The sequence below is a fragment of the Actinomycetota bacterium genome, from assembly GCA_035540895.1.
In the GTDB taxonomy this organism is placed as follows: domain Bacteria; phylum Actinomycetota; class JAICYB01; order JAICYB01; family JAICYB01; genus DATLFR01.
Genome location: DATLFR010000071.1, coordinates 1 through 3,377, shown reverse-complemented (window position 1 = coordinate 3,377; position 3,377 = coordinate 1). Strand labels below are relative to the sequence as shown.

At 70.7% G+C, this 3,377-nt stretch carries 5 protein-coding genes; all 5 read right to left on the bottom strand.

Annotation, left to right across the window (positions count from 1 at the left end):
* Positions 1-878, bottom strand: an 878-nt coding sequence (locus VM840_04060) for a BTAD domain-containing putative transcriptional regulator (GenBank protein ID HVL80750.1), incomplete at its 3' end; no start/stop codon positions are given.
* A 31-nt stretch (positions 879-909) separates the two neighbouring features.
* On the bottom strand, positions 910-1,347 hold the full coding sequence (locus VM840_04055) for a hypothetical protein (GenBank protein ID HVL80749.1): 438 nt from the start codon (positions 1,345-1,347) through the stop codon (positions 910-912).
* 41 nt (positions 1,348-1,388) lie between these two features.
* Positions 1,389-2,249 carry a bifunctional DNA-formamidopyrimidine glycosylase/DNA-(apurinic or apyrimidinic site) lyase gene (gene mutM, locus VM840_04050; protein HVL80748.1) on the bottom strand — a complete coding sequence of 287 codons (861 nt, stop codon included), beginning with the start codon at positions 2,247-2,249 and terminating at the stop codon, positions 1,389-1,391.
* Complete coding sequence (gene rnc / locus VM840_04045; protein ID HVL80747.1) at positions 2,242-2,982, bottom strand: ribonuclease III; 741 nt, start codon at positions 2,980-2,982, stop codon at positions 2,242-2,244. The genes mutM and rnc overlap by 8 nt, the downstream gene beginning before the upstream one ends.
* 2 nt (positions 2,983-2,984) lie before the next feature.
* Positions 2,985-3,236, bottom strand: coding sequence for an acyl carrier protein (acpP, locus tag VM840_04040; protein ID HVL80746.1), 252 nt, complete (start codon positions 3,234-3,236; stop codon positions 2,985-2,987).
* Positions 3,237-3,377 lie beyond the last annotated feature (141 nt).

Sequence of the window (3,377 nt, the reverse complement as noted above, 5' to 3'; positions counted from 1 at the left end):
CTCCCGCTCCGGTCGGCCTCCCGCCCGACGAGCGGGAGGCCGACCGGAGCGGGAGCGGTATGGACGGCGGGGGCGGGGGGCGGCGCGGCCGGGAGCCGGTCGGCCAGGATCGCCTCGTACAGCTCGGTCGTCTCCTCCAGCGGCGCGACGCCGAGCTCCGATCCGAGGACCGCAACGCACCGCCGGAACTGGCGCAGCGCGGCCGAACGCTGGCCGGTCATCGCGTACAGCGACATGAGCCGCCGATGCGCGGCCTCGTTGAGCTCGTCGAGGCCCAGCCACCGCCGGGCCTGCGCGATCGCCTCGTCGGTGCGCCCGCGCTGGACGAGGGCCTCGACGAGCCGCTCGAGCAGGACGCCGACCTCCCGACGGACCCCCTCCGCCTGGAAGAACTGCCAGTCGTCGAAGGTGGCGCTGTCCCTCAGTGCGAACCCGGCCATGAAGTCCCCGCGCCACAGCTCGGCCGAGCTCGAGAGCCCGGCGAAACACGCGTCACAGGCCGGCTGCGGGGCCCCCCGATGGACATCGCACCCGGCCGCGCCGGACCTGAGCTCGTCCAGGTCGAGGCGGACACCGCCGCGGTCGAGGGAGATCTGGTCGCGCTCGGCCACCAGCCACCGGTCCTCCAAGCCCGACCTCAGAACCGAGAGCGTGCGACGCAGCGCTGCCCGGGCACGCCGCTCGTCATGGTCGGGCCACAGGAGCGCGGCCAGCGTGTCCCGGCGGGGCGACTCCCGCGTCACGGCGATGTAGGCGAGGAGCGCGACCGCCTTGCGTGTGTCTACCTGGACGCGTCGTCCGCCGGCGGATATGGCCGGGGAGCCGAGGAGCTCGATGCTCAGTACGTCCTGCGTAACGGAAGGACCTCGGGAGGACATCCCGTAACGCTACTGCGCGCGCCGGGGGTCGTCAGCCGGTCTTCGCGACCGTGATGCCGAGCAGCTGGACGGCCGAGTAGCCGAGCGTGGGTCCCGGGGTCAGGGAGACCTCGACCCGGCGCGTCGTCTCGGCCACCTTGACGTTCGGCACGTTGACCGTGCCGGCTCCCAAGGCGCCCGCGGGCCTGGACGAGGAGTGGTTGCCGAAGGTCACGCCGATGAGTGAGTTCGCTCCCACCGCGTGCACCGCGTACTCGACGCGGAGCGTGTACACGCCCGCAGCCAGCGGCCGGTCGACCCAGATCGCGGCCTGCGGAGAGCCGGCGTAGGAGACCAGGGAACCGGTCGTCTGGGCGTTACCGCGGGCGCCGTCGTACACGTAGTGCGTCTCGGCGGAGGCGGGGACGGGCATGGCCCAGAGGGCCAGGACCGCCGCGAGCGTGAGGAGTGCTGTGATGTAGCGGCGCATCGGACCCCAGCCTGCCACAGGTGGCGCGTTCCTTCAACACCTCAGGCCTGGCACTGCGGACAGAAGTAGTGGGATCGGTTCGATATCCGCACCTTGCGGATGGGGGTCCGGCACCGGCGGCACGGCTCCCCCTCCCGCCCGTAGACGGCCAGGTGCTCCTGGTGCTCGCCCACCTCGTCGTAGAGGTCGCGCCACCCGCCGTCCTCCAGGGTGGTGCCCCGGTGCTTGATCGCCTCGGTCATCACCTCGCCGACCGCCCGGGACAGCCGCCGCGTCTCGTTGGAGGTCAGGCTCCCGGACGGCCGGTCCCACGGGAGCCCGGCGAGGTACAGGACCTCGTCGGAGTAGATGTTGCCGAGGCCCGAGATGAACTCCTGGTCCATCAGCAGCGCCTTGAGCTTCGAGTTCCGCTCCGCGACGAGCTCGCCCAGCATCTGCCAGGGGATGGGTTGGTTGATGGCGTCGAGTCCCACGTGCCCGAGCACCTCGTCCCCCTGCTCGGCCTGTACGACGAAGCACTCCCCGAACCGGCGGGCGTCGAAGTAGCGCAGGTCGTTGCCCTGCGTGAACTGCAGGACCACGTGGGTGTGCTTGTCCGGGGGTCTCTTCGGCGTCGCCTTCACGATGTGGCCGGACATCCCGAGGTGAACGACGAACCACCATCCGTTGTCCAGCTCGAAGATGAGGTACTTCCCGCGACGCGAGACCGCCTTGACCTTCCCACCCGCGAGCGCGTCGTTCATCTGCTTCGGGCTCGCGTCGGTCTTCACCGCCTTCTTCTTCCCGGGCTTCGCGACCTTCACGTACTTGCGGCTCTTCAGCTGAGCCGACTTGATGCGCTTGCCCAGGTACTCCTTCTCGAGCTGTCGACGCAGCGTCTCCACCTCGGGCAGCTCAGGCACCCTCGACCACCCCATCCAGCTCCGTGGCCAGCTTGGCGACGGCCTCAGCCGCCGCCGCCTGCTCGGCCTCCTTCTTGGAACGCCCCTCCCCCCGTCCGTACACCTCGTCGCGGACCAGCACCTCGGCGCGGAACCGCTTCGCGTGGTCCGGACCGTAACCGGTCACGCGGTAAGCCGGGAGCGCACCGACCAGCCGCGTCACCCGTTCCTGCAGCCTCGTCTTCGCGTCCTTCGGCACCTCCTGCCCGACCGCGGCCGCGATCCGGTCCCCGAAGAGGTCGCGGACGACCCGACGCGCCACCGTCATCCCCCTGTCGATGTACACAGCGCCTATCAGGGCCTCGAGGGCGTCGGCGAGGATGGACGGCTTCTCGCGTCCCCCCGTCAGGACCTCCCCCCGCCCCAGCTTCACGGCCTCGCCCAGGCCCAGGCCAGCCGCCACCTCGGCCAGGGTGGGAGCCGAGACCAGGGAGGCGCGCAGCTTGGCCAGGTCGCCCTCGACGTAGGACGGGAACCGCCTGAAGATCAGGTCCGTCACGACGAAGTCGAGGACCGCGTCGCCGAGCAGCTCCAGCCGCTCGTTGGTGTCGGCGACGTCCTGCTCGTAGGCGTAGGACCGGTGGGTGAGGGCGAGCTCGAACAGATCCGGGTCGCGGAACGTGACGCCCAGCCGTTCGACGAGTGCGTCACGGGCGTCTCTGGGGTCCGACGAGGGTCCGCCCGCCGGAGGCATCCTCAGCTGCTCGCACCGACCCGCTCGGCGACGAACTCGACGGCGTCCCCGACCGTCCGGATCCCCTCCAGCTCGTCGTCCGGGATCTCGAGGTGCAGCTCCTCCTCGAGCGACATCGCGAGCTCGACGAGGTCGAGCGAGTCCGCTTCCAGGTCCTCCTCGAGGCGGGTCTCCATCTTGATCTCGTTCGTGTCGCACTCCATCAACTCGGCCAGCCGGCCCCTGATCAGCGCGAAGACCTCGTCGCGGGTCACTGCGTCCCTCCCTCTCTGGCTTCGGCTCGAAGGCGTTCGGTCACTCGGTCCACCAGCCCGGCCTCGACCGTCTCGACGGCCACCGAGATCCCGGCCTGCACGGCGGCCGCCCCGGAGGAGCCGTGGCCGATTATACAGACC